The sequence below is a fragment of the Eubacterium sp. 3_1_31 genome (assembly GCF_964249515.1).
GTDB classification, from domain to species: Bacteria; Bacillota_I; Bacilli_A; order Erysipelotrichales; family Erysipelotrichaceae; genus Longicatena; species Longicatena caecimuris.
In genome coordinates this window covers 32,744-55,162 of the sequence record NZ_CAXUBY010000018.1, presented here as the reverse complement: position 1 = coordinate 55,162, position 22,419 = coordinate 32,744, and the positions used below count along the sequence as shown (strand labels likewise).

22 protein-coding genes are annotated in these 22,419 nt (G+C 38.2%); 4 read left to right on the top strand and 18 right to left on the bottom strand.

The window, feature by feature from the left end:
• Positions 1-223 precede the first annotated feature (223 nt).
• The gene (locus tag ACESSZ_RS08945) at positions 224-796 is read left to right on the top strand and encodes a xanthine phosphoribosyltransferase (RefSeq protein WP_008688756.1); all 573 of its coding nucleotides are present in this window, start codon (positions 224-226) and stop codon (positions 794-796) included.
• A gap of 59 nt (positions 797-855) precedes the next feature.
• On the opposite strand, the gene ACESSZ_RS08940 is transcribed toward ACESSZ_RS08945, so the two are convergent.
• The 9 genes from ACESSZ_RS08940 to ACESSZ_RS08900 all read right to left on the bottom strand — a co-directional run bounded on the left by ACESSZ_RS08940 (position 856) and on the right by ACESSZ_RS08900 (position 9,985).
• Positions 856-1,380 (bottom strand): ECF transporter S component, encoded by a 525-nt coding sequence (locus ACESSZ_RS08940; RefSeq protein WP_008688757.1) that lies wholly within the window; start codon positions 1,378-1,380, stop codon positions 856-858.
• A 12-nt stretch (positions 1,381-1,392) separates the two neighbouring features.
• Positions 1,393-1,989 (bottom strand): thioredoxin domain-containing protein, encoded by a 597-nt coding sequence (locus tag ACESSZ_RS08935; RefSeq protein ID WP_008688759.1) that lies wholly within the window; start codon positions 1,987-1,989, stop codon positions 1,393-1,395.
• 102 nt (positions 1,990-2,091) lie between these two features.
• Positions 2,092-3,000: an ornithine carbamoyltransferase gene (argF, locus tag ACESSZ_RS08930; RefSeq protein ID WP_008688761.1), complete on the bottom strand. Its 909-nt coding sequence runs from the start codon at positions 2,998-3,000 to the stop codon at positions 2,092-2,094.
• Between the two features lie 17 nt (positions 3,001-3,017).
• Positions 3,018-4,190, bottom strand: a complete 1,173-nt coding sequence (locus ACESSZ_RS08925; RefSeq protein ID WP_008688762.1) for an aspartate aminotransferase family protein — start codon at positions 4,188-4,190, stop codon at positions 3,018-3,020.
• Between the two features lie 5 nt (positions 4,191-4,195).
• Positions 4,196-5,068: an acetylglutamate kinase gene (gene argB, locus ACESSZ_RS08920; RefSeq protein ID WP_117547375.1), complete on the bottom strand. Its 873-nt coding sequence runs from the start codon at positions 5,066-5,068 to the stop codon at positions 4,196-4,198.
• Between the two features lie 14 nt (positions 5,069-5,082).
• Entirely contained in the window at positions 5,083-6,300 is a 1,218-nt protein-coding gene (gene argJ / locus ACESSZ_RS08915; RefSeq protein WP_117547374.1) for a bifunctional glutamate N-acetyltransferase/amino-acid acetyltransferase ArgJ, read from the bottom strand.
• A gap of 25 nt (positions 6,301-6,325) precedes the next feature.
• Complete coding sequence (gene argC, locus ACESSZ_RS08910; protein WP_117547373.1) at positions 6,326-7,366, bottom strand: N-acetyl-gamma-glutamyl-phosphate reductase; 1,041 nt, start codon at positions 7,364-7,366, stop codon at positions 6,326-6,328.
• On the bottom strand, positions 7,363-8,742 hold the full coding sequence (gene argH, locus ACESSZ_RS08905; RefSeq protein ID WP_117547372.1) for an argininosuccinate lyase: 1,380 nt from the start codon (positions 8,740-8,742) through the stop codon (positions 7,363-7,365). Before argH ends, argC begins: the two co-directional genes overlap by 4 nt.
• A 16-nt stretch (positions 8,743-8,758) precedes the next feature.
• Entirely contained in the window at positions 8,759-9,985 is a 1,227-nt protein-coding gene (locus tag ACESSZ_RS08900; protein ID WP_117547371.1) for an argininosuccinate synthase, read from the bottom strand.
• A gap of 540 nt (positions 9,986-10,525) precedes the next feature.
• Between ACESSZ_RS08900 and ACESSZ_RS08895 the strand changes: the two genes are divergently transcribed.
• Positions 10,526-11,716, top strand: coding sequence for an ATP-grasp domain-containing protein (locus ACESSZ_RS08895; protein ID WP_117547369.1), 1,191 nt, complete (start codon positions 10,526-10,528; stop codon positions 11,714-11,716).
• Between the two features lie 49 nt (positions 11,717-11,765).
• Here the strand turns inward: ACESSZ_RS08895 and ACESSZ_RS08890 are convergent, their stop codons facing one another.
• The 4 genes from ACESSZ_RS08890 to ACESSZ_RS08875 form a co-directional block, all read right to left on the bottom strand.
• Positions 11,766-12,077, bottom strand: a complete 312-nt coding sequence (locus ACESSZ_RS08890; RefSeq protein WP_008688772.1) for a hypothetical protein — start codon at positions 12,075-12,077, stop codon at positions 11,766-11,768.
• 15 nt (positions 12,078-12,092) lie between these two features.
• Entirely contained in the window at positions 12,093-12,524 is a 432-nt protein-coding gene (locus ACESSZ_RS08885) for a hypothetical protein (RefSeq protein ID WP_117547368.1), read from the bottom strand.
• 82 nt (positions 12,525-12,606) lie between these two features.
• Positions 12,607-12,867 carry a thioredoxin family protein gene (locus ACESSZ_RS08880; RefSeq protein WP_008688776.1) on the bottom strand — a complete coding sequence of 87 codons (261 nt, stop codon included), beginning with the start codon at positions 12,865-12,867 and terminating at the stop codon, positions 12,607-12,609.
• Positions 12,868-12,922: 55 nt separating this feature from the next.
• Positions 12,923-13,522 carry a lysoplasmalogenase family protein gene (locus ACESSZ_RS08875; RefSeq protein WP_499842758.1) on the bottom strand — a complete coding sequence of 200 codons (600 nt, stop codon included), beginning with the start codon at positions 13,520-13,522 and terminating at the stop codon, positions 12,923-12,925.
• A 152-nt stretch (positions 13,523-13,674) separates the two neighbouring features.
• Between ACESSZ_RS08875 and ACESSZ_RS08870 the strand changes: the two genes are divergently transcribed.
• Positions 13,675-14,427 (top strand): alpha/beta hydrolase, encoded by a 753-nt coding sequence (locus ACESSZ_RS08870; protein WP_117547366.1) that lies wholly within the window; start codon positions 13,675-13,677, stop codon positions 14,425-14,427.
• 43 nt (positions 14,428-14,470) lie between these two features.
• Here ACESSZ_RS08870 and ACESSZ_RS08865 read toward each other — a convergent pair whose 3' ends face one another.
• The 3 genes from ACESSZ_RS08865 to ACESSZ_RS08855 form a co-directional block, all read right to left on the bottom strand.
• Positions 14,471-15,097 (bottom strand): class I SAM-dependent methyltransferase, encoded by a 627-nt coding sequence (locus ACESSZ_RS08865; protein ID WP_117547365.1) that lies wholly within the window; start codon positions 15,095-15,097, stop codon positions 14,471-14,473.
• 23 nt (positions 15,098-15,120) lie between these two features.
• Positions 15,121-16,344, bottom strand: a complete 1,224-nt coding sequence (locus ACESSZ_RS08860; RefSeq protein WP_117547364.1) for an MFS transporter — start codon at positions 16,342-16,344, stop codon at positions 15,121-15,123.
• A 95-nt stretch (positions 16,345-16,439) separates the two neighbouring features.
• On the bottom strand, positions 16,440-17,678 hold the full coding sequence (locus ACESSZ_RS08855) for a helix-turn-helix domain-containing protein (RefSeq protein WP_008979044.1): 1,239 nt from the start codon (positions 17,676-17,678) through the stop codon (positions 16,440-16,442).
• A 444-nt stretch (positions 17,679-18,122) separates the two neighbouring features.
• Between ACESSZ_RS08855 and ACESSZ_RS08850 the strand changes: the two genes are divergently transcribed.
• Positions 18,123-19,214 carry a metallophosphoesterase gene (locus tag ACESSZ_RS08850; RefSeq protein ID WP_499842757.1) on the top strand — a complete coding sequence of 364 codons (1,092 nt, stop codon included), beginning with the start codon at positions 18,123-18,125 and terminating at the stop codon, positions 19,212-19,214.
• A gap of 211 nt (positions 19,215-19,425) precedes the next feature.
• On the opposite strand, the gene ACESSZ_RS08845 is transcribed toward ACESSZ_RS08850, so the two are convergent.
• Both ACESSZ_RS08845 and ACESSZ_RS08840 read right to left on the bottom strand, forming a co-directional pair.
• The gene (locus tag ACESSZ_RS08845; protein ID WP_008688784.1) at positions 19,426-20,448 is read right to left on the bottom strand and encodes a threonine aldolase family protein; all 1,023 of its coding nucleotides are present in this window, start codon (positions 20,446-20,448) and stop codon (positions 19,426-19,428) included.
• Positions 20,449-20,856: 408 nt separating this feature from the next.
• A complete protein-coding gene (locus tag ACESSZ_RS08840; protein WP_017144638.1) occupies positions 20,857-22,407 on the bottom strand; it encodes an acyl CoA:acetate/3-ketoacid CoA transferase in 1,551 nt (516 codons plus the stop codon).
• Positions 22,408-22,419 lie beyond the last annotated feature (12 nt).

Below are 22,419 nucleotides of genomic sequence, written 5' to 3'. Positions count from 1 at the left end.
TCATATCAACTTGCTTTCTATCATGCAAGACTAAATTACTTCCTTAGTTACTTTCTTAGTAACCTTTGTCGACTATCGTTTGCTTATCTAAAGCAGATAACACTTATCTTTTTTAAGCATATGAAAACAAGTGTAAGGTAAAAATTAAAATTAGGGATGATTTCTCTTACCATTTTCGTTATAATAGTACAGACAAAAGAAAAGAAAGAGAGTCGAAAAAGTTATGAAGTTGTTAGAAGAATATATACGCACGTATGGTGAAGTACCAAATGACGATGTTTTAAAAGTAGATGCCTTTTTAAATCATCAAATCGATACGCGTTTGATGATGCAGCTAGCTGAAGATTTTAAAGAACATTTTAAAGATCAAAAGATCACAAAAATTGTAACCATTGAAACGAGTGGTATTGCTCCTTGTGTCTTTTTAGGGTATCTATTACATGTTCCTGTTGTTTATATGAAAAAGAATCCCAGTAAGATCATGACGGATGATTGTTATCATACAAACATTCATTCCTTTACAAAGGATCGAGATTATGAAATTGTCATTAGCAAAAAATACATCAGCAGCGAGGATAACGTGCTCTTTATTGACGATTTTATGGCAAATGGAGAAGCATGCTTAGGCGCCATACGCGTATTAAAAGAAGCTCAAGCTACCATTTGCGGCATTGGCATTGTTATTGAAAAAGCATTTCAATCCGGTCGTAAGCAAGTACAAGCTTTAGGATATGATGTCTATGCGCAAGCACGTATTGCTTCTTTAAAGAATGGTACTATCGTATTTGCTGAGTAATGAGTAAATTCCTATGAAAAAAGCATTTGTTCATATTGACCAAATGCTTTTTTATATGGTTATGCATCGTCTTTAGCATGCTGTTGAAAATGCGTAATTGCTTTTACAAGCAATGGAACTAATAGCAATTGCAGTAAGATGCCCGGAATGGCGGTAATAAAGGAAACTGTCAAAAAGATTGTCAGTGTATAAGCTTTTCCCATAAAGCTTAACAAGATCAAGTTCACGATACCGTTAACAATACGTCCGGCAAGCATCGTTAAGATCAAAGCTACATACAGATGACAGTGTTTTAATAACAAACCACTTAAACAGCCATAACATGACAATTCAAATACCATAGCGATACCGGTTGGAACTAACACAGGCATTCCCGTCAAGAAAGAGCTCAGCAATGGAGTCAATACACCAATGAAAGCACCGTAAGCAGGTCCACACAAGAAGCCACAAAGTAAAACAGGTAAATGCATCGGTAGAAAAGTAGCACCGGCATTAGGACCAAAAGAATGAAAAGCCATAGGTAAGATGATACCAACTGCTAAAAACATGGCTGAAATAGTTAATTTTCGAACACTTTGATTCATATTACTTCCCTCTTATTCAAACATTGCATCATAGATCTTCCGCAATTGCCTTTTCTCTTTCTCATTCATCTTGCGTTCATGTGCATCATGACCTTCAACAGTCCCGATATTGGCCTTGATTGCCTTTCCCTTTTTTACGACTACGACAAAAGGTACATACAATTTCTTCTCGCCTTTCTTATCCGTTTTTAAAAATGCATCAACGTAAGGAAATAATGCTTTTTTCTGTGCTTCACTATACAACAATTTTTTATTTTTATCTCTGGTTTGGATATAATAAATGGTTTTCTTATGTGCTTTGGCACTCTCATCCATAATAGGTAAGGCTTCGATGCACCATGGACAATCTGGAAAACCAAAATAGAGAATAGCATCTTTTTTGTTTTGAAAGAGTTGAATTGCTTCTGCCATATCACTTTTCACAAAAACATTATCGCGATCCTGAAAACCATCATAATCACTCATATCCATTCCACCAAGGCCACAAGTGCCAGCATTTGTTTCATCATTGCAATAATTTTCAGAAGGTTCGCCTGCTTTTTCCGGTTTTGTACTAGTACAAGCCGTTAAAAGAGCACATGCCAACAGCAAGAGCAGTCGTTTTTTCATTTTATCCCAGCTTTCTTTATTTACCCGTATTGTACCGATTTTATGTGCATTTGTCCAGTAATGACCTATATAGCATATCAACCTCTATTAGAAAAGGGTGAATTAATCACCCAAAAGTTTTACTAACACAGCTTTTTGTGCATGTAAACGATTTTCTGCTTCATCGAAAATTTCATTTGCATGTTCTTCAAAAACCTTCGCTGTAATTTCTTCTTCACGATGCGCTGGCAGACAATGCAATACCATAGCATCTTTTTTCGCTTGTGCCATGACAGCATCATTAATTTGATAAACGCCCTCAAAGATTTGACGACGTTTTTCTGCCTCGCCTTCTTCTCCCATGCTCGCCCAAACATCTGTCACAACGACATCCGCATCTTTTGCGGCTGCTAGTGGGTCTTGTGTCAGCGTAAAGCGTCCAGTTGTCGCTGCTTTTGCGCAAATCTGCGTATCGGGCAAGTATTCCTTAGGACAAGCCAGAGCCACCTGCATGCCTGCTAATATACACCCATTGATATAGGAGTTTGCCATATTGTTGCCAGCACCGATATAACATAATTTTAAACCTTCTAAACTACCTTTATATTCACGTATTGTTTGTAAGTCTGCTAACACCTGACAAGGATGTACATAATCGGTTAAACCATTGATAATTGGGATATTGCCATATTCAGCAAGTTCTTCGAGATCACTTTGCTTATACGTACGAATCATGATGCCATCTACATAACGGCTTAAGACACGGGCGGTATCTTTGATAGGCTCTCCACGTCCTAACTGCATATCATTCGCATTTAGATATAAGGCCTTTCCACCTAATTGTTGCATTCCCACTTCAAAGGATACACGGGTACGGGTACTGGACTTGGTAAAGATCATACCCAAGGCTTTATTGCGTAAATATTTCGTATAAATTCCCTTTTTTACTTCTTTTTTCAAAGCATCAGCTAAATCCAAAAGTTCATATAATTCATCTTTTGATAAATCTGCCAAAGTTAATAGATGTTTCATTCTGCTTCCTCTCTTTCTTATCCCATTGTGGATAAAACTTCTCTTAGTATCGTCATGGCTTGATCAATTTCTCCTTTGGTAATCACTAAAGGAGGCAACATGCGCAGCTTATCTTTTGCGGTTAATATGAGCAGGCCTTTTTGTAAACAGGCTTTTACTACATCAATAGCTTGTACATGTTCATCTAACACCGCACCGCGCATCAACCCCAGACCATTGACTGCCTTGATATGGGGAAGACTTAATAATTGCTGTTTTAAATATTCGCCCTTATCCATAACCTCTTGTAAAAAGTCAGCATCTAGACGCTGTAAGACAACTCTTGCCCCAGCACAAGCAATGGGATTACCCCCAAAAGTTGTACCATGATCTCCCGGATGAAAGGTATCTTGCAGTTTTTCATTCATTAAAACCCCACCAATCGGAAGACCATTGCTTAATCCTTTTGCCGTTGTGACAATATCAGGCTGTATGTCATATTGTTCATATGCATATAAAGTACCACAGCGTCCCACACCGGTTTGTACTTCATCTACGATCAACAAAATATCCTGTTGTTTACATAGCTTAGCAATTGTCTGCACATATGCTTTCGCTAAAGGCAAGACACCGCCTTCTCCTTGGATTAGTTCAATCATGATCGCACAAGTATGCTTACTCAGCGCTTGTTTTAAAGCAGCTTCATCATTGGCTGGGACATGAAGGAAACCTGGTGTAAATGGATCAAAATATTGATGAAAGGCCTCTTGTCCGGTTGCCGCTAACGTAGTGATCGTACGACCATGAAAAGAGTTTACTAAGGTAATGATTTCATAACGTTCTTTTCCATAATGATCATAAGAATATTTTCGGGCTAGCTTAATGGCACCTTCATTAGCCTCTGCACCGGAATTGGCAAACATTACTTTTTTAAAGCCGGTTCGCTCACATAACATCTTGGCAACATCACCATCTGGTTGTGAATAATATAAATTGGAAACGTGTGGCAATGTATTTGCTTGTTCACTCACAGCTTTCGCCCATTCTTTATCTGCATAGCCTAACGCATTAACACCTATGCCAGCCGTCATATCTAAATAGGATTTTCCATCTGCATCCATCGCAATGCAGTGACTGCCTTTTGTCAGTACCGCATCAAAACGATGATACGTATGCGCAATGTACATTTGATCCTGCTCTTTGATATCCATCTGCATCAAACCTCCTTCCGTTGAAACATCGTACCAGCACCATCTTTTGAAAACATTTCAATCAAGATGGAATGAGGTACTCTGCCATCAATAATAACTGCTTTTGCTACCGATCCATGGAGCGCATTTGCACAGCATTCCACTTTCGGAATCATTCCTCCGCTGATGACACCACTTTGCTGTAAATAAGGAATATCATCTAAATAGATACAAGAGATCAACGATGCTTCATCATTTGGATCTTTTAACACCCCGGGAATATCACTGACAAGAATCATATTTTCTGCATGTAAGGCAGCTGCAATGCTAGCTGCTGCTGTATCTGCATTAATATTATAAGAATGTCCCTCTTTATCACAGCCAACACTGGCAACAACAGGAATATAGCCCTTATCTAAAACATCCAAGATCAAAGAGCCATCCACTTTAGAAATTGCTCCCACATATCCTAAATCTGCACCTTTTGCCTGATAAGGCACAGCTTCAATGATATGCGCATCCATCCCGCTAATACCAACTGCTCGTGCACCTTTTTGGTTGATTAAGGATACTAGATCTTTGTTGGTTTTTCCTGCTAACACCATCTGTACTACTTCCATAGTTTCCTCATCGGTATAGCGTAAACCATTTACAAAATGGCTTTCTTTCCCGGTTTTATCTAGCATATGATTGATTTCAGGTCCACCACCATGTACCAAAACGACCTTAATACCGATTTCTGACAGCAACACCACATCACTCATCACATTTTGCTTAAGCGTTTCATTTTTCATCGCATTGCCGCCATATTTGATAACGACAATTTTTCCATTATATTTTTGAATATATGGCAAGGCTTGTGATAAGATCGTCGCCTTTTGTACTGCTTTGATTTCCATCGCATTCACTCCTCTTACGTACGATAATCGCCATTGATCTTGACATAGTCATAAGTCAGATCACAACCCCAGGCAGTTGCTTTTGCATCCCCTTGTTTCATATCGATAAAAATAATGATTTCATCTTCACTTAATAGTTTCACTGCCATTTCTTCATCAAAACCACAGCCGGCACCATTCACACAGACTGGCATACTGCCATAAGCACTTTGTAAGGTGACATCAATGCAGTTAATATCAAATTGCGCATCGCAATAGCCAATCGCACATAAGATTCTGCCCCAGTTGGCATCTTTGCCAAACATGGCAGCTTTGAATAACGAACTTGTAATAACGGATTTCGCAACTTTTTTTGCTGTCATCGTATCATTTCCATGAACAACCTGACAGGTTAACAATTTGCTTGCACCTTCTCCATCCTTTGCAATATGACGAGAAATTTCCGTACAAATATCCATAAGGGCATCTTTAAATACAGCATAAGCAGCGTCTTTTTCCTGAATAACTTCATTTCCAGCCAACCCATTTGCCAGCATACACAGCATATCGTTTGTCGAAGTATCGCCATCCACGCTGACCATATTAAAGGTATCGTTTACGACTTCATGCACAACTTCATCTAGCATTTCTGAAGAAATGGCCACATCACTTGTCAAAAACGCTAACATCGTTGCCATATTGGGATGAATCATGCCACTTCCCTTTGCCATGCCGCCGATATGACATTCTTTGCCATCAAGCAGAAAACTCACAGCAAATTCTTTTTTAAATGTATCCGTTGTCATGATGCCTTCACAAGCATCACTGCCTCCTTCATACGAAAGTTTTGTCACCAGCTCTTGCATATGTGTCGCAAAAGGATCTATGCTTAATGGTTCTCCAATGACACCGGTACTTGCCACAATGATATCCTCACTAGCTAACTGAAGTGCATCTGCACATAAAGCACACATCTGTGTCGCTATTTCTACCCCATTGGCATTACAGGTATTGGCATTACCGGAATTACAAATGATGGCCTGTGCCTTTCCATCTTGTAAATGTTGCTTGGTAACAGCAATTGGTGCTCCTTTTACCTTATTTAATGTATAAGTTGCCGCTGCATTGCATGGCACTTCACTGTAAATCAGCGCCAGATCCTTTTTGGTTCGATTCTTTCGGATGCCACAATGGATACCGCTAGCCTGAAATCCTTTCGGCGTACAAATTCCATTCTCACATAACTTTGCCATATCGTTTCCTTCTTCCCTTCTTTGTTTAAAAAGATGCCGGTACCATGCTTAATCCCATGGTTTCTGGATAACCAAAACGGATGTTCATGTTTTGGATTGCTTGTCCTCCAGCTCCTTTTACCATATTGTCGATTGCAGATACGAGAATGATACGCTGGTTACGTTCATCCATATGCAAAGACACATCACAATAATTCGTATATTTCATATATTTTAAATCCGCTGTTTTTCCTAATGGCAATACGCGTACAAATGGCTCATTTGCATAAAACTTTACATACTGCGCATACAGCTCTTCTACATGTATTTCATCTGTAGCATCTGCATAGATTGTTGATACGATACCACGATTGATTGGCAACAAATGCGGTGTAAAGCTAATGGAAACATCTTTCCCACAAAGTTTGCCCAGCGTTTGTTCAATTTCCGGAGTATGACGATGGGCACCAATCTTATACGGTGCAAAGGATTCATTCAGGCGAGGAAAATGGGTACTGTCGCTTAATCCCTTTCCTGAACCTGTCGTACCTGACTTGCTGTCTATGATCAAATGCTGTTCATTGATGATATCTAATTTCATTAACGGTGCTAACGCTAATGCGATGCTGGTAGGATAGCATCCTGGATTTCCGATAATGGAAGCTGTTTTGATATCCTCTCTAAAAAGCTCCGGTAAGCCATATACCGCCTTTTTATGAAGCTGTGGTTCTTGATACTGCAAATGATACCATTCTTGATAGTCAGCTTCATTATCCAGCCGGAAATCAGCACCTAAATCAATAAAGACTTTCCCTAGCACATCACATTTCTTTGCCAATGGCTCACTTAACCCGTGTGGCAGTGAAGCGAATACAACATCACTTTTTGCAATGACATTATCTTCCTCTTCAAATGGTAAGTCGATGATCTGATAAAAGCTTGGATATAGATCTGCAATCTTTTGCCCCAGATAGCTCTTTGAACTAATTCCTGCTAATTCAACCTCTGGATGCATCCATAACAATCTTACCAGCTCAGCACCGGCATAACCGCTGGCTCCAATAACTCCTGCCCTTATTTTTTTCATGCTATCGCTCCTAACTCTTCTTTTACCTTTTGGATATGTGCCTCTACGATTTCCGGAGCCGGACCTCCTATCACCTTACGCATCTGCACACAGGTTTCTAAAGCAATTGCCTCATAGATATCTTCCTCAAATAGTTCAGAAAATTGTTGATACTCGTTTAAAGATATGGTTTCTAAAGTCTTGTCATGATCTTGGGCATAGCTCACCAATGCACCGATGATTCGATAGGCATCACGAAACGGCATACCTTTTTTGGTTAGATAATCGGCACAATCGGTTGCATTGATAAATCCCTTTGCTGCTGCTTTTCGCATATTATCTTTTAAAACTTTTGCACTTTCCAACATCGGTATCATCGTTGTTAAACAAAGATGTGCGGTATCAATTGCATCAAACAAGGCTTCTTTATCCTCTTGCATGTCCTTATTATAAGCAAGCGGCAAACCTTTCATCATGACTAAGAGTGTTTGTAAATCGCCATAGACACGTCCACATTTTCCTCTCACCAGTTCGCTGACATCAGGATTTTTCTTTTGTGGCATGATGCTGGAACCGGTCGCAAAAGCATCATCTAATTCAATAAATTTGAATTCCCAAGAACACCAAAGGATGATTTCTTCACTCAATCGTGATAAATGCATCATGAGCATTGCCAAAGCACTTGTTATTTCAATACAGAAATCACGATCACTGACACCATCCAAGCTGTTCAAAGAAACACTATCGAAATCCAATTGTTCTTTTACCATTTCCCGATTGATAGGATACGTTGTAGTTGCCAAAGCGCCGCTGCCTAAAGGAAGGATCGCCGTACGTTTCTTGCTTTCCTGCAAACGCTGTAAATCACGTTTCAGCATTTCAACATAGGCCATCAGATGATGCGCAAACGTAATGGGCTGCGCTCTTTGCAAATGGGTATAGCCAGGCATGATCGTATCAAGATTTTCTTGTGCTTTATCCAAGAGAACGTTGATAAACTGTTTGATCTCCGTAAGGATCTTATCGGTTTCATCCAACGCATACATACGGGTATCAAGAGCAACCTGATCATTACGTGAACGTGCGGTATGCAGACGTTTTCCTGCATCCTGAATACGTTTGGTTAGTTCACTTTCCATAAACATATGAATATCTTCTGCTGTTTCATCAATGGCAAGCGCTCCACTTTCAATATCCTTTTGTATTTGTGTCAATCCCGTTATGATACTTAAGCTATCTTCTAAAGAAATAATTCCTTCATGTGCTAACATCATAGCGTGTGCACAACTGCCTTTGATATCTTGGGCGTACATGCGATGATCCACAGAAATACTGGAATTGAAATCGTTTAATCGTGCATCTGCCGCCTTTTTAAATCTTGCATCCCATACATTCATATGCTTTTTCTCCTATCTATTTTTTATTCCAAGTTTTCTTTTGCATTGCTGCTACCTTAATTGGCAAACCAAACAAATTGATGAAGCCGGCAGAATCATTTTGATCATAAGAATCATCTTCTCCAAAGCTGGCAATCTGTTCTGAATATAAGGTATATGGACTGGTAATACTTGCCGGTGTGATGTTGCCTTTATATAATTTCAGCTTCACTTCTCCACTCACATTTTCACTTACTTTATCCACGAATGCGCTCAATGCTTCGCGTAATGGCGTAAACCATTGACCATTGTATAAGATTTCCCCAAACTTAATCGCCACCCCTTGTTTATAATGCATTGTTTCTTTATCTAATGTAATGCTTTCTAATAATTGATGTGCTTTATACAAGATCGTTCCACCTGGGGTTTCATATACACCACGTGATTTCATGCCCACCAATCGATTTTCTACCATATCGATCAAACCGATACCATTCGCACCGCCAATTTCATTTAGCTTTGTTACCATTGCTTGACCGCCTAGTTTTTCACCATTCAATGCCGTTGGAATACCTGATTCAAAAGTTAGGGTGATATAGGTTGGGGTATCCGGTGCCTGTTCAGGAGTTACTCCCATTTCTAAGATTTCATCATATTTTGGCTCATTCTGCGGATCTTCCAGATCTAAGCCTTCATGTGATAAATGCCAGAGGTTTTTATCTTTTGAATAATTGGTTTCTCTGTTTATTTTTAATGGTATTTGATGGGCTTGTGCATAGTCGATTTCATCATCTCTTGATTTCAGTTCCCATGTTCTCCATGGGGCAATGATTGGCATCTCTGGGGCAAAAGCTTTAATTGCCAATTCAAAACGAACCTGATCATTGCCTTTTCCCGTACAACCATGACAAATGGCATCGGCTTTTTCTTGCTGAGCAATTTCTACCAGCTTTTTACCAATCAACGGTCTGGCAAAGGCTGTCCCTAACAAATACACATCTTCATAAACAGCATTTGCTTTTAAACATGGATAGATGTAATCCTCAACAAATTCATCCTTTAAATCTAAGATATACAGCTTGCTGGCACCTGTTTTGATGGCTTTTTCTTCCAGACCATCAAGTTCTGTACCTTGTCCTACATCTGCAGATACCGCGATAACCTCACAGTTGTTATAGTTTTCCTTTAACCAAGGAATAATGATAGAGGTATCTAAACCTCCGGAATATGCTAATACGACTTTCTTAATATCTTCTTTTTTCATAATCTTTTCCTCACTTTTCTCTTTCTTTTTCTTTCTTATTCTTTAACCTTATTCTCTATACTGCCGGCATCGTCGTTTCACTCTTCCCATAATCTTATCACCTCTTATAGTCTTCCTATACAAAAAAATCTCTGGATTGCTCCAGAGGCGCTTACACACGGTACCACTCCGGTAATCATCGGTACATCCCCAATGATTCCTCTTTCGTAACGCCGAAATATGCGTTCTGTGATACTACCATTTCCCACAGACTCTTCCAGGTGCGTGTTCATCATAAGTTCCCCAACAGGCTTCCACCATCCCTGCTCGCTTTGCAGTTCCCTTATCATTACTTCTCCTGTTCAACGATTTATGGCTTTATTTTACGCTTGTGAAAACATCTTGTCAATCATTTTTTGAATCTTTTTACATTTTATTGTAAATTTATTTCATTGTTATGACGCATTATTTACTTTTTTCATAGCAATGGCCATTTTGACTTTTCCCCCTAAATAAAGTAAAATGAAAAAGAAGAAACCATTCTTGATTGGAGGCGTTATTATGAATTTTATCTTTATATCTCCCCACTTCCCTGAAAGTTATTGGCTGTTCTGTCAGGGACTGAAAAACAATGGTGTTAATGTACTGGCAATTGCAGATGCTCCTTATGAATCTTTATCCACCAATCTAAAGAATTCCATTAATGAATATTATAAAGTGAATTCGATGGAAAACTATGACGAAATGTTGCGTGCCGTTGCCTTTTATACGTTTAAATATGGAAAAATCGACTGGATCGAATCGAACAATGAATACTGGTTACGCCAAGATGCCCGTCTGCGTATGGACTTTAATATCGCCAATGGCCTAACTTTTTCACATATGGATGATTTCCAAAGCAAATCGCGCATGAAAACGTTCTATCAAAAAGCCCAGTTACCTACCGCACGTTATCGCATCGTATCGACTTTGGAAAACGCCTTAGAATTCATTCAAGAAGTGGGCTATCCAATCGTCATCAAGCCGGATATAGGAGTAGGCAGCAGTGATACTCGCAAGATCCGCAATCAAGAAGAACTAGAAACTTATTTCAAACATCCGCGAATGGTTAAGATGATCATGGAGGAATACATCAATGGTGAAAGTTTCTCATTTGATGGGATCACCGATAGTCATAAAAAGGTCTTGTTTATGACCAGTCATCAATATACTGACAGCATCATGGATTCTGTGAATGAACAAAAAACCATAGGCTGCTATTCTTATATGAATATCCCTGAAGATATCTTAGATGCCGGCTTACGAACTGTGAAAGCCTTTAATACACGTAGCCGTTTCTTTCATTTTGAATTCTTCCGTTTAAATGAAGATAAAGAAGGTGTCGGTAAAAAAGGTGATATCTTAGGATTAGAAGTAAATATGCGACCTCCTGGGGGCTTTTTACCAGATATGATCAATTATGCGAATGACAGTAACGTCTATCAATTATGGGCAGATATGATTGTGCATGATAAGATTGAGCATGTGCAACATCGTAAATATTCCAGTGGGTTCATCGGCCGTAGAGATAATTTGGAATATGCCCATTCAACACAGGAAATTCAGCATAAATATGGCGATAATATCCTTATGATCAAGCGGTTGCCAAAAGCTCTTGCAGAAGGTATGGGCGATGAAGTTATCGTTGCTCGCTTTCCATCAGAAGAAGAAATACGTCAATTCTTTGCCTACTGCTCTGAAATCAATATCTAAAAAAGGGCATGTCCATCATAGGATATGCCTTTTTTGCCGCTCTTAGTACCTATTGGCGATATTTATCTTCAATTCGCATTCCCCACAACATAACGACGATCACCCATGGCAAACAGCCAAGTATTGATACAATGCTTAAGGGCGAATTTTGTTTCAATACGAAAGGCAATCCCAACAAACCAAAGAAAATACCTGCCCATGTCCATAACTTGCCCATCGCCTTATTATACGCTCGTATATTCTTTACAACGATTGCTTCCTCATCATTGGCCCAAAATCGCACAGCCTTCTTCGCATGAAAGCAATAAACGCCAAGCAAAAGAAAACAAACTGCGATGAACATCCAAATCATAAATGCCATCATATTCCCTTCTTTCTATTTTGGGATACGAGTTTGTAAATTCTGATACAACTGCTTAGTTAAAGCATTCGTTTCATCATTCACAATATATTGCCTATTCTTAGTTTTTATAACAATATAGCCTTGTGTTTCTTTATATACATAGGCTCGTATTTTTCGATTCTCCAGTTTCGCATCTGCACAAACAAGCTTTTGCGTTTCCATACCAGCACCTTGTTTATGCACCTGCGTGGGTGTTTTATCATAATACACAACATTGATGATATCCTGATATGGAATTGTATCACCAATACTGCCATGCAGGCTGATTGCTTTGGCTTGCAAATAAATCTGATAGTTTGCCTGCTTCCCATATATCAAAAGTAAGGCTATCACACTTATACAAAGCACAATAATACCACCGAATACACCGTGTATGATACGTTTTGTTGTTACATCATCTTCCATAAACTACCTCATTTTTTATATGATATCATAGTGTTATTGCCTCAGCAACAAAAAAGGACACATTCCATGACCTTCTTAAGTTTTATGCTAAGGCAGCTTTTAAAACCGCCTCAATCTTTGCTTTGGTTGGTATTCCTTCAAGTAATTTTTCACCTTCGACAAAATAGGTAGGAACATACCAATAATCTAAGCCTTTTGTTTTTTCAGGTTCATCATTTTCTTCAATGGTTTCTATTTCAATATCTTGATATTCTTTATGCAATTGTTTTAGCTCATCCACCATAGCAAACGCTTGCTTACAATAAGGACAGCTTTTCAAATACATCATCTTTACATGTTTCATATAGATTGCTCCTTTTCTATTAGTACTATAGCATAACAACTTTTCACCTTGCTATTCATTTGCTCAACATCATCGTTGTCAAAATAGCCATTTGTGCGAAATAATAAAAAGATAAATTAGCTTTTACCACGGCCGGACGATCGGCATTACCAAATATAATGAAAACCAGAATCAAATCAGATAGGACAAAACAAAGAGAACCTAAATTTAACACCAAGCCAAAGGAGCCAGAAAAAAGCCATGTCAATGCCTGTAATTCCATAAACATAATAATGGATGCATATAGCATAACGGCACCAGTCATACCTTGAAAATCAACACGTTGTTGCAACCACCCAATCATTATGCAGCCAACCGTAATTGCTATTACGGCCAAAAGGATAGTAATAGGCAAGGCAGTATGATACAAAGCAGCAATATATGCGAGATGACCGAATAAAAATGCTGTTAAGCCACCTAGAAAATATTGCTTTTCGTATTTTGGATAGCAATAAGGAAGCGCAAGAAATACATCACCAATAGCACCTAATAGTAAGCCAAGCAAAAGATATTGGCGATATGAAACTGCTGGCGCTAAAGAAAAAAGATAAGCTCCTAAAATAACAAAACCAAGGGATGAGACACTTTTCCAACCAAGTATTGTAAAACTGTTCATATGCGGCATATAAATATAATATAGGATAAACATAATAACACTTACATAAAGAAAGAGAAACATAAACACCATCTCCTTTCTTTAATTATAACAGAAGATTAACTTATTTACTTGACGGATATGATATAATAACACTCGTGAGGTGATTTGGGATGGTTAGAAAGGAAGATATTTATATTCCCTGCTTTCAGACAATGCGCACCCTTCATGTTTATCTGCCTGTAGGATATGAGAACAACAAACAAAAATATCCCGTTTTCTATATGTATGATGGTCATAACTTGTTTCATGATGAAGATGCAACATTTGGCAAAAGCTGGGGCATGGAAACCTATTTTGATACGCATGAAATACCGGTGATCGTTGTAGGAATTGAATGCAATCATGAAGGTAATCAGCGTTTAGAGGAATTTTCTCCTTATGATTTTGATGATCGCTATGTCGGTCATATCCATGGCCGTGGCAAAGCACTTATGGAATGGGTCGTGTCGGATTTAAAGCCTTGGATTGATCTAAGATATCGAACTAAAACAGGTCGTCGTTATACGGCAATCGGCGGAAGTTCCATGGGAGGCTTGATGGCTCTATATACTATCCTGCATCACAATGATATTTTTTCAAAAGCAGCTTGCTTATCTTGCTTTTTATATGGTGTCATGGCAGACATTCGACAAGAGCTGAAAGATCATTTGCATGCTGATACCCATGTATATCTTTCCTGGGGCAGTGAAGAAGTTCGCTCTAAAGTGCAACTAGCGAAACTGTCAGCTGCCAATTTAGAAATCATTCGGCAACTGCTTGCACAAAATGTAGAAGTTTTTCCTAATTTAGTCGTCAAAGGCAAACATAATGAAGCCAGCTGGGAAAAAGAATTACCGGTTTTTATCAATTTTTTATTCCCTTAAAGTAAAAGTAATTGCTCCCCTTCTTATAGGAACAATTACTTTTTTATTTGGTTTTCGATATTTCTAATATACCTGCACAAAATGAAATCGGATAAAAATTCATATTTGTTTTAGGAAACGCAGGCAGCTTATCTACGACAAGATAGCATTCATCCTCATCCCAAGCATCTTTCGCATGCCGTTTACAATCTAATAACTGATCTTCATGTGCAAACATCACATCACCAAGTAAGATCTTACCTTCAGGTTTTAATAGTTGCAATAAATCGTTTAAGAAACTCACTTTCTTGGCATCCTCTAAATGATGTATCGCATAGGTCGATAAAATAATGTCATATTTTTGCTCTTTAAGCATAGCGGGCAAGCCTTCTGTAAAATCCGCTTGTAACAATTTTGCCTCAGGCATTTTTTCCTGTGCAAACGCAAGCATGCGCTTTGAAAAATCCACGCCATACACAAGGCAGCCATGATCGTACAATTGTTTTGTCAAAACTGCCGTACCAAATCCAATATCCAAAATAGTCGGTTTTGGTTTTCTTAACACTTCTTGCTTGATTGCATCCAGCACCTTTTCATAACCGGCAAAGGGATACTGGTGATTTTCATCGCTTTGCTTTACGGAGGCATCATAGCTCTTAGACCATGTGTCAAAACCTTTCTCATCTAACATCCAACATACCTTCTTTCTATTAATTATAAATGTTGATTATAAATTGGCTGTACATGTTTCTTATTACGTACGATTACCAGCCCAACAGCTAATAAGCCAATCATGGAAAAGCAAGCAGCTACATATGGGTACTCTATGAATTCCCCCATCGCACCGGCAAGAAAACGTGAACACATGCAAAGGAGGGAAACCAATACATTAAATAAGCCATTTACTCTTGCACGCATATGCGATGGGATATAATTTTGGGTGCTAGCTTCTCGAATATTCATACTATTCACACCCAGAAAGCCACAGATAAAGCGATTAAGGATCATTAAGGGATATGCAATAAACAATAAGATCATATCCATAGCCTCATAGCTTGCATAAACGCTGACGGCTATTTTATAACGCACATGATCAGGAATACGAACAAAATAATGAAAGATACTTCCCAACATACGACCGGCCGTTTCTGCTGTAGTTAAGAATGCATACATTGTTGTTGTCAGCACAGAAGAAGATTGGAACAATGCCATAGACATCATGTTCACTGCCTCGGCATTCGCATTTGTAACAGACATATACGCATAGATACTGCGTATCCCCTTTTCTTTCTTTAAATAATGAAATCCTTCCATCATCTCTTCTCGATAGCCTGAAAAAGAAAAGCTCATTTTCTTCAATTCTTTCTCTTGAAAAGCAATATGATGCTCTGCATAACTTGCCATTAACAACAAGATACCCTCTCCTAAGCAGATCATCGCTACCCCATAATGCACATAAATCATACTGGCAATCGGTGTGATCAATGCGGTGACACTAGGATATATCATACTGGAAATAGAGTAACCTTTCTGCATAAATCCCTTTGGTATCAAATCAGGATATAGCGATGCATATGCCAACTGATAAATACTTCCAGTAGATGTTATCAACAATGCATATAACAAATAGATCGTGTAAGAAAAGTCATAATTTGACAGATACCAGGCAAATAACAGATAGCAAATGCCATTGAAAGCATCTAATCGAACAATTACCTTTTTCCGTTCACATGTATCAACAAAAGGTGCTGCAATGATAGGTATTAAGATTGCCGGTATCATAGATAAACCGGTAAATATACCTGTCAGCATCGTACTATCCGTATTATCAAATACAACCAGTGAAAAAGCAAAATTCATAGCAGTACCACCAATGGCACTGATTAAGGTTCCTATGGTTATAATTGTAAAATCACGGCTCCATAATGTTTTTTTCATGTTACACCTCCCTTGCATTAAGTATATTAAAAAACAAGAAGATTTTCTATCCCCTTGTTTTGTGAAAATTTGCATTATACCAAAGGCTTTAAGCGTCAAATTCCATATTTTTTAGGAAAATTGTGATTTTGTATTTCCTGTAGAAGAAGATATGCCTCTTTATAGCGTCGCTGATGCGTATATACTTCAAGCAAGTATCGAGAATGAAATAAACGATACCCAAAATAGGTATGTGTGTCTTGTTCATAAATATCCATGAGCACCTGATAGTAGTTAGGATCATCTAAATAATTTTCTCGATAACGTAGTTTAATAAAAGTTAACATCTTATGGTAGATAAGTGGCATCTTTTCATCAAGTGCTTCTTCCATCATTTCTATATAGTGTTTCCCTTCTTGTGCCTCATCTATCTCAATATATAACAATGCCAATTTATGAGCAATCAATACCTTTCCTAAGCGATCTTCTTCTAAATCTTTTGAAAACAATAATTTTTCTTTTGCCAAATCGTACTGTTTCCATTCCAGATATGTGGAACCAATATTATAAGCAAGTTCTTTTAACGTATTCGTATCTTTCAACTGGCGAGCCAGATGTTCTGCCTTTTGATAATATTTTAACATCAGACCTTCCACATTCTGACAGGAATAACAATTACCGATTAAGATGGCTGCGGTGATCATCCGTTTGGCATCTCCATCTTCACTCGCCATCGCATAGGCTTTTTGCAAATACTCACATGCTTCAATATAATCTCCCATATTTATATATGCCATCCCCAATGCTATTTCCTGTTCGGCCGTTTTTCGATAGTACCCTGCAAGACGAACATGATGCAAACGTATCTGCGCATCTGGATAATGATCATATAATAGGTGATAGCGATATAACTGCAGCTCATCCATATAATTTTCATAAACTTTTATTTCTTGTAAAGAATGCAGTAAAACCTCGCTACTTTCTGTTTCTTCTATCCTCATGATCTTATCATAAATTTGAAACAAACGATATTCTATGACAAGTGGGCTATAAAGAAGTTCCTTTTCATGAGCCCTTATTTTTAGCGCATGCTCTTCAAGGGGTTCATTAAAATCCAAAGCTTCCCAAAAGGAGGCAAACAACTGTTTCATTTCTGATAGAAATCGCGCATCACCATGATAGTGGATTTGTAAACGTGCAAAAAGCGCCTGCAAAATATCTTCACTGGCATCTACTTTCCCTTGTTCAATCTTTGATAAATAGCTCACTACACAGATGCCTTTGCACAAGCCTTCCTGTGATAGATTTTGCTGCATGCGATAATATCGCAATAAAGCTCCGCTTATCTTTTCCATAATTTCATCCTATCTAGCCAAAATGGCGTAAAGCAATTGCAATACCATCTTCATCATTGCTTTTTGTTATGAAAATCTGTCAAATCTTTATCTTAGTAAGACATTCACCCTTCGCAATCATAAGGTGCTTGTTGTAACATCTTCACATCATTGCTTGCAAAGAAAATTTATTCGGTATTTAGAAGTTTACGATAATCAAATGTTGTATCTGTTTCTAAATCACCAATCCATGTAAAACTAATCATAGTCACTAGAAAATGTTCATTATGTGTCAAACGTTTTACAGAATTCTTATAAGAAACACAGAATGGTGCATAATACTGCTAACCAGATTCCCAAACTCCTTCTGAATTTAAGAGTACAACTTTTCATGCTGCTTGGCAAGCGCTTGCTTGCAAAAGGTAAAGATCTTTTCTATAATGAGTAACAAAAAGGAGACTGTTTATGATTGATCGTTCCATCTGTGCCAAATCCATATCCATCCCATCAAACAGACGTATTATCGCAATCAGTGATATACATGCTAATTTACATATCTTTCAAAAATTGCTTAAGCAAATACAATTTGATAGTACTCTTGATGAATTATTTTTAGTTGGTGATTTATTAGAAAAAGGGCAACAGAACATGGAAACTTTATCCTATTTAATGAAATTATCACAAGATTCACATGTTCACTTAATGCTTGGCAATTGTGATTTTGTTTGTAAAAATATCTTATATGAATATCGATTGGATTTTTTACATGAAGTTTTATGCCAACGCCAAAACAGTCTTATACATGAAATGGCTGCTTGTATGCACGAAAAAATCACAAAAGATACAGATATGGTACGATTGGCACGAAAACTAAAGTCCACTTTTCGTAAAGAATTAACCTTCATCGCCGATTTTCCTCATGTTATTGAAACACAAGACTATATCTTTGCCCATGCAGCTATTCTAAATGAGCAAACCTATGGAAATGAGATGCGTGACATAATGAGGCATGATCGTTTTTTCTTAAAAAACATAGCATTTCATAAATACGTCATCGTCGGACATATACCGGTAAGTGAATATTGCTCTACCATTTGTGATTTTAATCCTCAAATTGATCAAAGAAAACATATCATTGCTATAGATGGAGGCAATGCAGTAAAACGCGCAGGGCAATTAAATGCGCTCATTCTGCATCATGGACAATTTAGCTTTGCCCATTGTGATGATTTACCAGAAGGAATAATTTTGTCCAATTATACACCGAAGCAAAAAGACAGTATTTATATTACCTGGCATGAACGTGCCGTACATGTTTTGAAAGAAGAGAAAAACCAAGCATATTGTCAACAAATAGCCACAGGACGTCGATTGTGGATACCAAAAGCCTTTTTATATGAAGAAAACGGCAACTTTAGTGCTGAAAATTATACCAATTATTTACTGCCCGTACGCCATGGTGAAACAGTTAAAATTATTTCTTTGTATGAGCATTATGCGTTAGTTAAAAGTCATGGAATAATGGGCTGGATTCCAAGAAGCATTCTAAAACAATAACGGCATCTTCCTTAAGCCCTAATCACGTGAATATTGCACTGTTAAAGCGAATCAAAAAGCCAAGAGCAAGATGTCCTTGATATACCTCAGCAAACAGTATGCACATACGAAATGACATAGTTCTGTCATTTGTTAGGTACTGTCAGCAATAAAAAGAGCACCTCATATTATATTGCTTGCTAAGGCGCCCTAACATCTCAGATTTTGTTTCTTAAATTTGCTTTAGATATGTGATAAATTCATCGATTACTGCTTCAGGTGTCGCCCAACTCGTGACAAAACGCATTGCTGTATGTGTAGCATCTACCTTTTCCCAAAACTGAAACGCATATTCTTTTTCTAATTTTTTGATAACCTCGTTCGGTAAAATGACAAATATCTGATTCGTGGATGATTTGGCAAATAATGAATACCCACAATCAACAAATGCTGTTTGTAATTTTTGTGCCATCGCATTCGCATGAGCCGCAATCTTTCTATACTGATCGTCTTCAAATAAGGATAAAAACTGTAGCCCCAATAACCAACCTTTCGCAAGCATACCGCCACGCTGTTTTATCATATAGCGAAAATCTTTTTTCAACTGTTCATTCACAATAACGACAGCTTCTCCGAATAGCGCACCATTTTTAGTACCACCAATGGAAAAGACATCAATATATTTGCATAAATCAGCAAAGCTTACATCGTTATCACTTGCTGTCAGAGCACACCCTAAACGAGCACCATCCATAAACAGATATAATCCCAACGCATCACATGTCTTGCGCAAAGCCTGTAGTTCTGCTTTTCGATACACACTGCCTAGCTCCGTTGCATCTGAAATATAAACCATTTTGGGCTTGACCATATGCTCATCACAATGGCGTCTGACTTCCTCATAAATTCCTTCCACACTGACTTTGCCATCCGCACTGTCAACAATGACTACCTTATGTCCGCTTGCTTCAATAGCCCCTGTTTCATGCACATTGATATGACCACTATCGGCTGCCATAACTGCTTCATAAGGACGTAATGCACTGGCAATAACAGTTAAATTTGCTTGTGTTCCTCCAACTAAAAAATGGATGTCACACGTAGGACATTGCAGTACTTCTTGAATTTTTTCTCTTGCTTTATCACAAATTTCATCCATTCCATAACCTGGATTTTGTTTCTTATTAAATTCCTGCAGACGCTCCATAATCATAGGGATTGCGCCTTCGCTATAATCATTACAAAAACTATACATATATTTCACTCCTCATCATGGAATCATTATAATACAAATTACATAAAAAAGAAATGCAGCTGATGTTTTCTTTTCATCACTGCATTTCTCTTGTGCTGATTTACAGGTATTTCGCGCATTATATACTACTACCATACAACTTCACCTGCTACTTACCAACGATAACCACCAACATGAATGCATTTGATAGCCCTGTAATCAGCCTGAATCTCATCTTACGATCAATCTCTATGACCAATGGTCTACACTCACCGCATGATAAGATTCTCTATATCAACATGATTCTTTCATGTGATATGCTTTATATTGCATATTCAGTATAACAAAATAATAAATTATGAATAGTAATATGGAAAAATCGGTAGAAAAATGGAAAAAGGTGCAACAAGAGCACCTTTCTGAATTTCTTTAATCTTTTTTCAGACCCATGATTTCATCTTTGAATAGACGTGCATCCATAAGTTTCAGATCTTTGGCAATCGTAGGTTTGAATTCCATATGCGCCAATACATCTTTTTCTAAATCAACTCCAGGAGCGATTTCCGTTAAGGTTAAAACACCGTCTAGCAATTCAAAGACAGCACGTTCTGTAATGTACACAACCTTTTGTCCGGTATCTTTTGCATATTCTGCAGAGAAAGTAATCTGTTCCACATTTTCTTTAAATTTCTTAATGCGTCCTTCCTGCAGAATCTTTAATTCACCATTTTCCACAGCTACCTTTAATCCACCGGCTGTAAAAGTACCACAGTATACAACTACCGGAGATGTCTGCGTAATATTGATGAAACCACCGCATCCGGCAATCTTTGGTCCAAAGCGAGATACGTTGATATTGCCATCTTTATCACATTCCGCAAGACCTAAGAATGCCTGTCCTAAGCCACCGCCATCATAGAAGTCAAACTGATATGGCTGATCGATGATTGCATCTGGATTCGTACAAGTACCAAACGCCGTACCAGCATTTGGTACACCGCCAATACCACCGGCTTCTACTGTTAGTTTCAATCCTGGTAATCCTTCTTCATTTGCGACATTGGCGATTCCTTCCGGCATACCAATACCTAAATTAATAACACATTCAGGATCTAACTCCATCGCTGCACGACGGCAGATGACTTTACGTTCATTTAAAGCCATAGGAGGAATAGAATCCACCGGCACTTTAATTTCACCGCTTAATGCAGGATTATATTGTTCTGCATACGTCTGCATATGATTCTCAGGACGAGAAACTACGATGCCATCAACATAAATACCAGGAATCTTTACCTTACGTGGATCTAAGGTTCCATTTTGCACAACTTTTTCTACCTGTAGTAAAACAATACCACCGGAATTTTTCGCAGCCTGTGCAATTGAAAGGGAATCCAAGGTTGCCGCTTCTTTCTCCATCGTTGCATTTCCATCTTCATCACAATATGTCGCACGAATCAAGGCAACATTCAATGGGAAAGACTTATAAAGCAGCCATTCTTCTCCATGCAGATTTACCAATTCTACTAAGTCATCTTTTGAGCGCTCATTCATCTTAGCCCCTTCGATACGAGGATCAACGAATGTCTTTAAACCAATCTTTGTGAAGGTACCAGGACGATGTCCGGCAATATCACGGAACATCAAAGAAATCGTACCTAAAGGTAAGTTATACCCTTCTACCTTATTTTCAAATACCAATTTCTGCAGCTTAGGAATCAATCCCCAATGACCACCAATGATACGTTTTAACAAACCTTCATGTCCCAACTTATTCAAGCCAAGCTTATCTGTTCCATCACCGATACCGGCGGAGAACATGATGGTAAGATCACGTGGATGACCACTTTTTAGAAAAGCTTCTTCAATTCCTACAGAAAATTCCTGAGGATGACCGCAGCCGATAAAACCACCGATACCGATATTGGCACCATCTGGAATCATGGAAACTGCCTGTTCAAGACTAATAACTTTACTCAACTTCATAACCTC

Bases quoted from the DNA above. Each gene is read 5' to 3' on its own strand.
- ACESSZ_RS08900 (WP_117547371.1), bottom strand. From the start codon at position 9,985: ATGAAAAAAGAAGATATTAAGAAAGTCGTATTAGCATATTCCGGAGGT.
- argF (WP_008688761.1), bottom strand. From the start codon at position 3,000: ATGAAACATCTATTAACTTTGGCAGATTTATCAAAAGATGAATTATAT.
- ACESSZ_RS08895 (WP_117547369.1), top strand. From the start codon at position 10,526: ATGAATTTTATCTTTATATCTCCCCACTTCCCTGAAAGTTATTGGCTG.
- ACESSZ_RS08845 (WP_008688784.1), bottom strand. From the start codon at position 20,448: ATGTATAGTTTTTGTAATGATTATAGCGAAGGCGCAATCCCTATGATT.
- ACESSZ_RS08870 (WP_117547366.1), top strand. From the start codon at position 13,675: ATGGTTAGAAAGGAAGATATTTATATTCCCTGCTTTCAGACAATGCGC.
- ACESSZ_RS08945 (WP_008688756.1), top strand. From the start codon at position 224: ATGAAGTTGTTAGAAGAATATATACGCACGTATGGTGAAGTACCAAAT.
- ACESSZ_RS08860 (WP_117547364.1), bottom strand. From the start codon at position 16,344: ATGAAAAAAACATTATGGAGCCGTGATTTTACAATTATAACCATAGGA.
- ACESSZ_RS08925 (WP_008688762.1), bottom strand. From the start codon at position 4,190: ATGGATATCAAAGAGCAGGATCAAATGTACATTGCGCATACGTATCAT.
- ACESSZ_RS08855 (WP_008979044.1), bottom strand. From the start codon at position 17,678: ATGGAAAAGATAAGCGGAGCTTTATTGCGATATTATCGCATGCAGCAA.
- argB (WP_117547375.1), bottom strand. From the start codon at position 5,068: ATGGAAATCAAAGCAGTACAAAAGGCGACGATCTTATCACAAGCCTTG.
- argJ (WP_117547374.1), bottom strand. From the start codon at position 6,300: ATGGCAAAGTTATGTGAGAATGGAATTTGTACGCCGAAAGGATTTCAG.
- ACESSZ_RS08885 (WP_117547368.1), bottom strand. From the start codon at position 12,524: ATGGAAGATGATGTAACAACAAAACGTATCATACACGGTGTATTCGGT.
- ACESSZ_RS08940 (WP_008688757.1), bottom strand. From the start codon at position 1,380: ATGAATCAAAGTGTTCGAAAATTAACTATTTCAGCCATGTTTTTAGCA.
- ACESSZ_RS08935 (WP_008688759.1), bottom strand. From the start codon at position 1,989: ATGAAAAAACGACTGCTCTTGCTGTTGGCATGTGCTCTTTTAACGGCT.
- ACESSZ_RS08850 (WP_499842757.1), top strand. From the start codon at position 18,123: ATGATTGATCGTTCCATCTGTGCCAAATCCATATCCATCCCATCAAAC.
- ACESSZ_RS08890 (WP_008688772.1), bottom strand. From the start codon at position 12,077: ATGGCATTTATGATTTGGATGTTCATCGCAGTTTGTTTTCTTTTGCTT.
- ACESSZ_RS08865 (WP_117547365.1), bottom strand. From the start codon at position 15,097: ATGTTAGATGAGAAAGGTTTTGACACATGGTCTAAGAGCTATGATGCC.
- argC (WP_117547373.1), bottom strand. From the start codon at position 7,366: ATGAAAAAAATAAGGGCAGGAGTTATTGGAGCCAGCGGTTATGCCGGT.
- argH (WP_117547372.1), bottom strand. From the start codon at position 8,742: ATGAATGTATGGGATGCAAGATTTAAAAAGGCGGCAGATGCACGATTA.
- ACESSZ_RS08875 (WP_499842758.1), bottom strand. From the start codon at position 13,522: ATGAACAGTTTTACAATACTTGGTTGGAAAAGTGTCTCATCCCTTGGT.
- ACESSZ_RS08880 (WP_008688776.1), bottom strand. From the start codon at position 12,867: ATGAAACATGTAAAGATGATGTATTTGAAAAGCTGTCCTTATTGTAAG.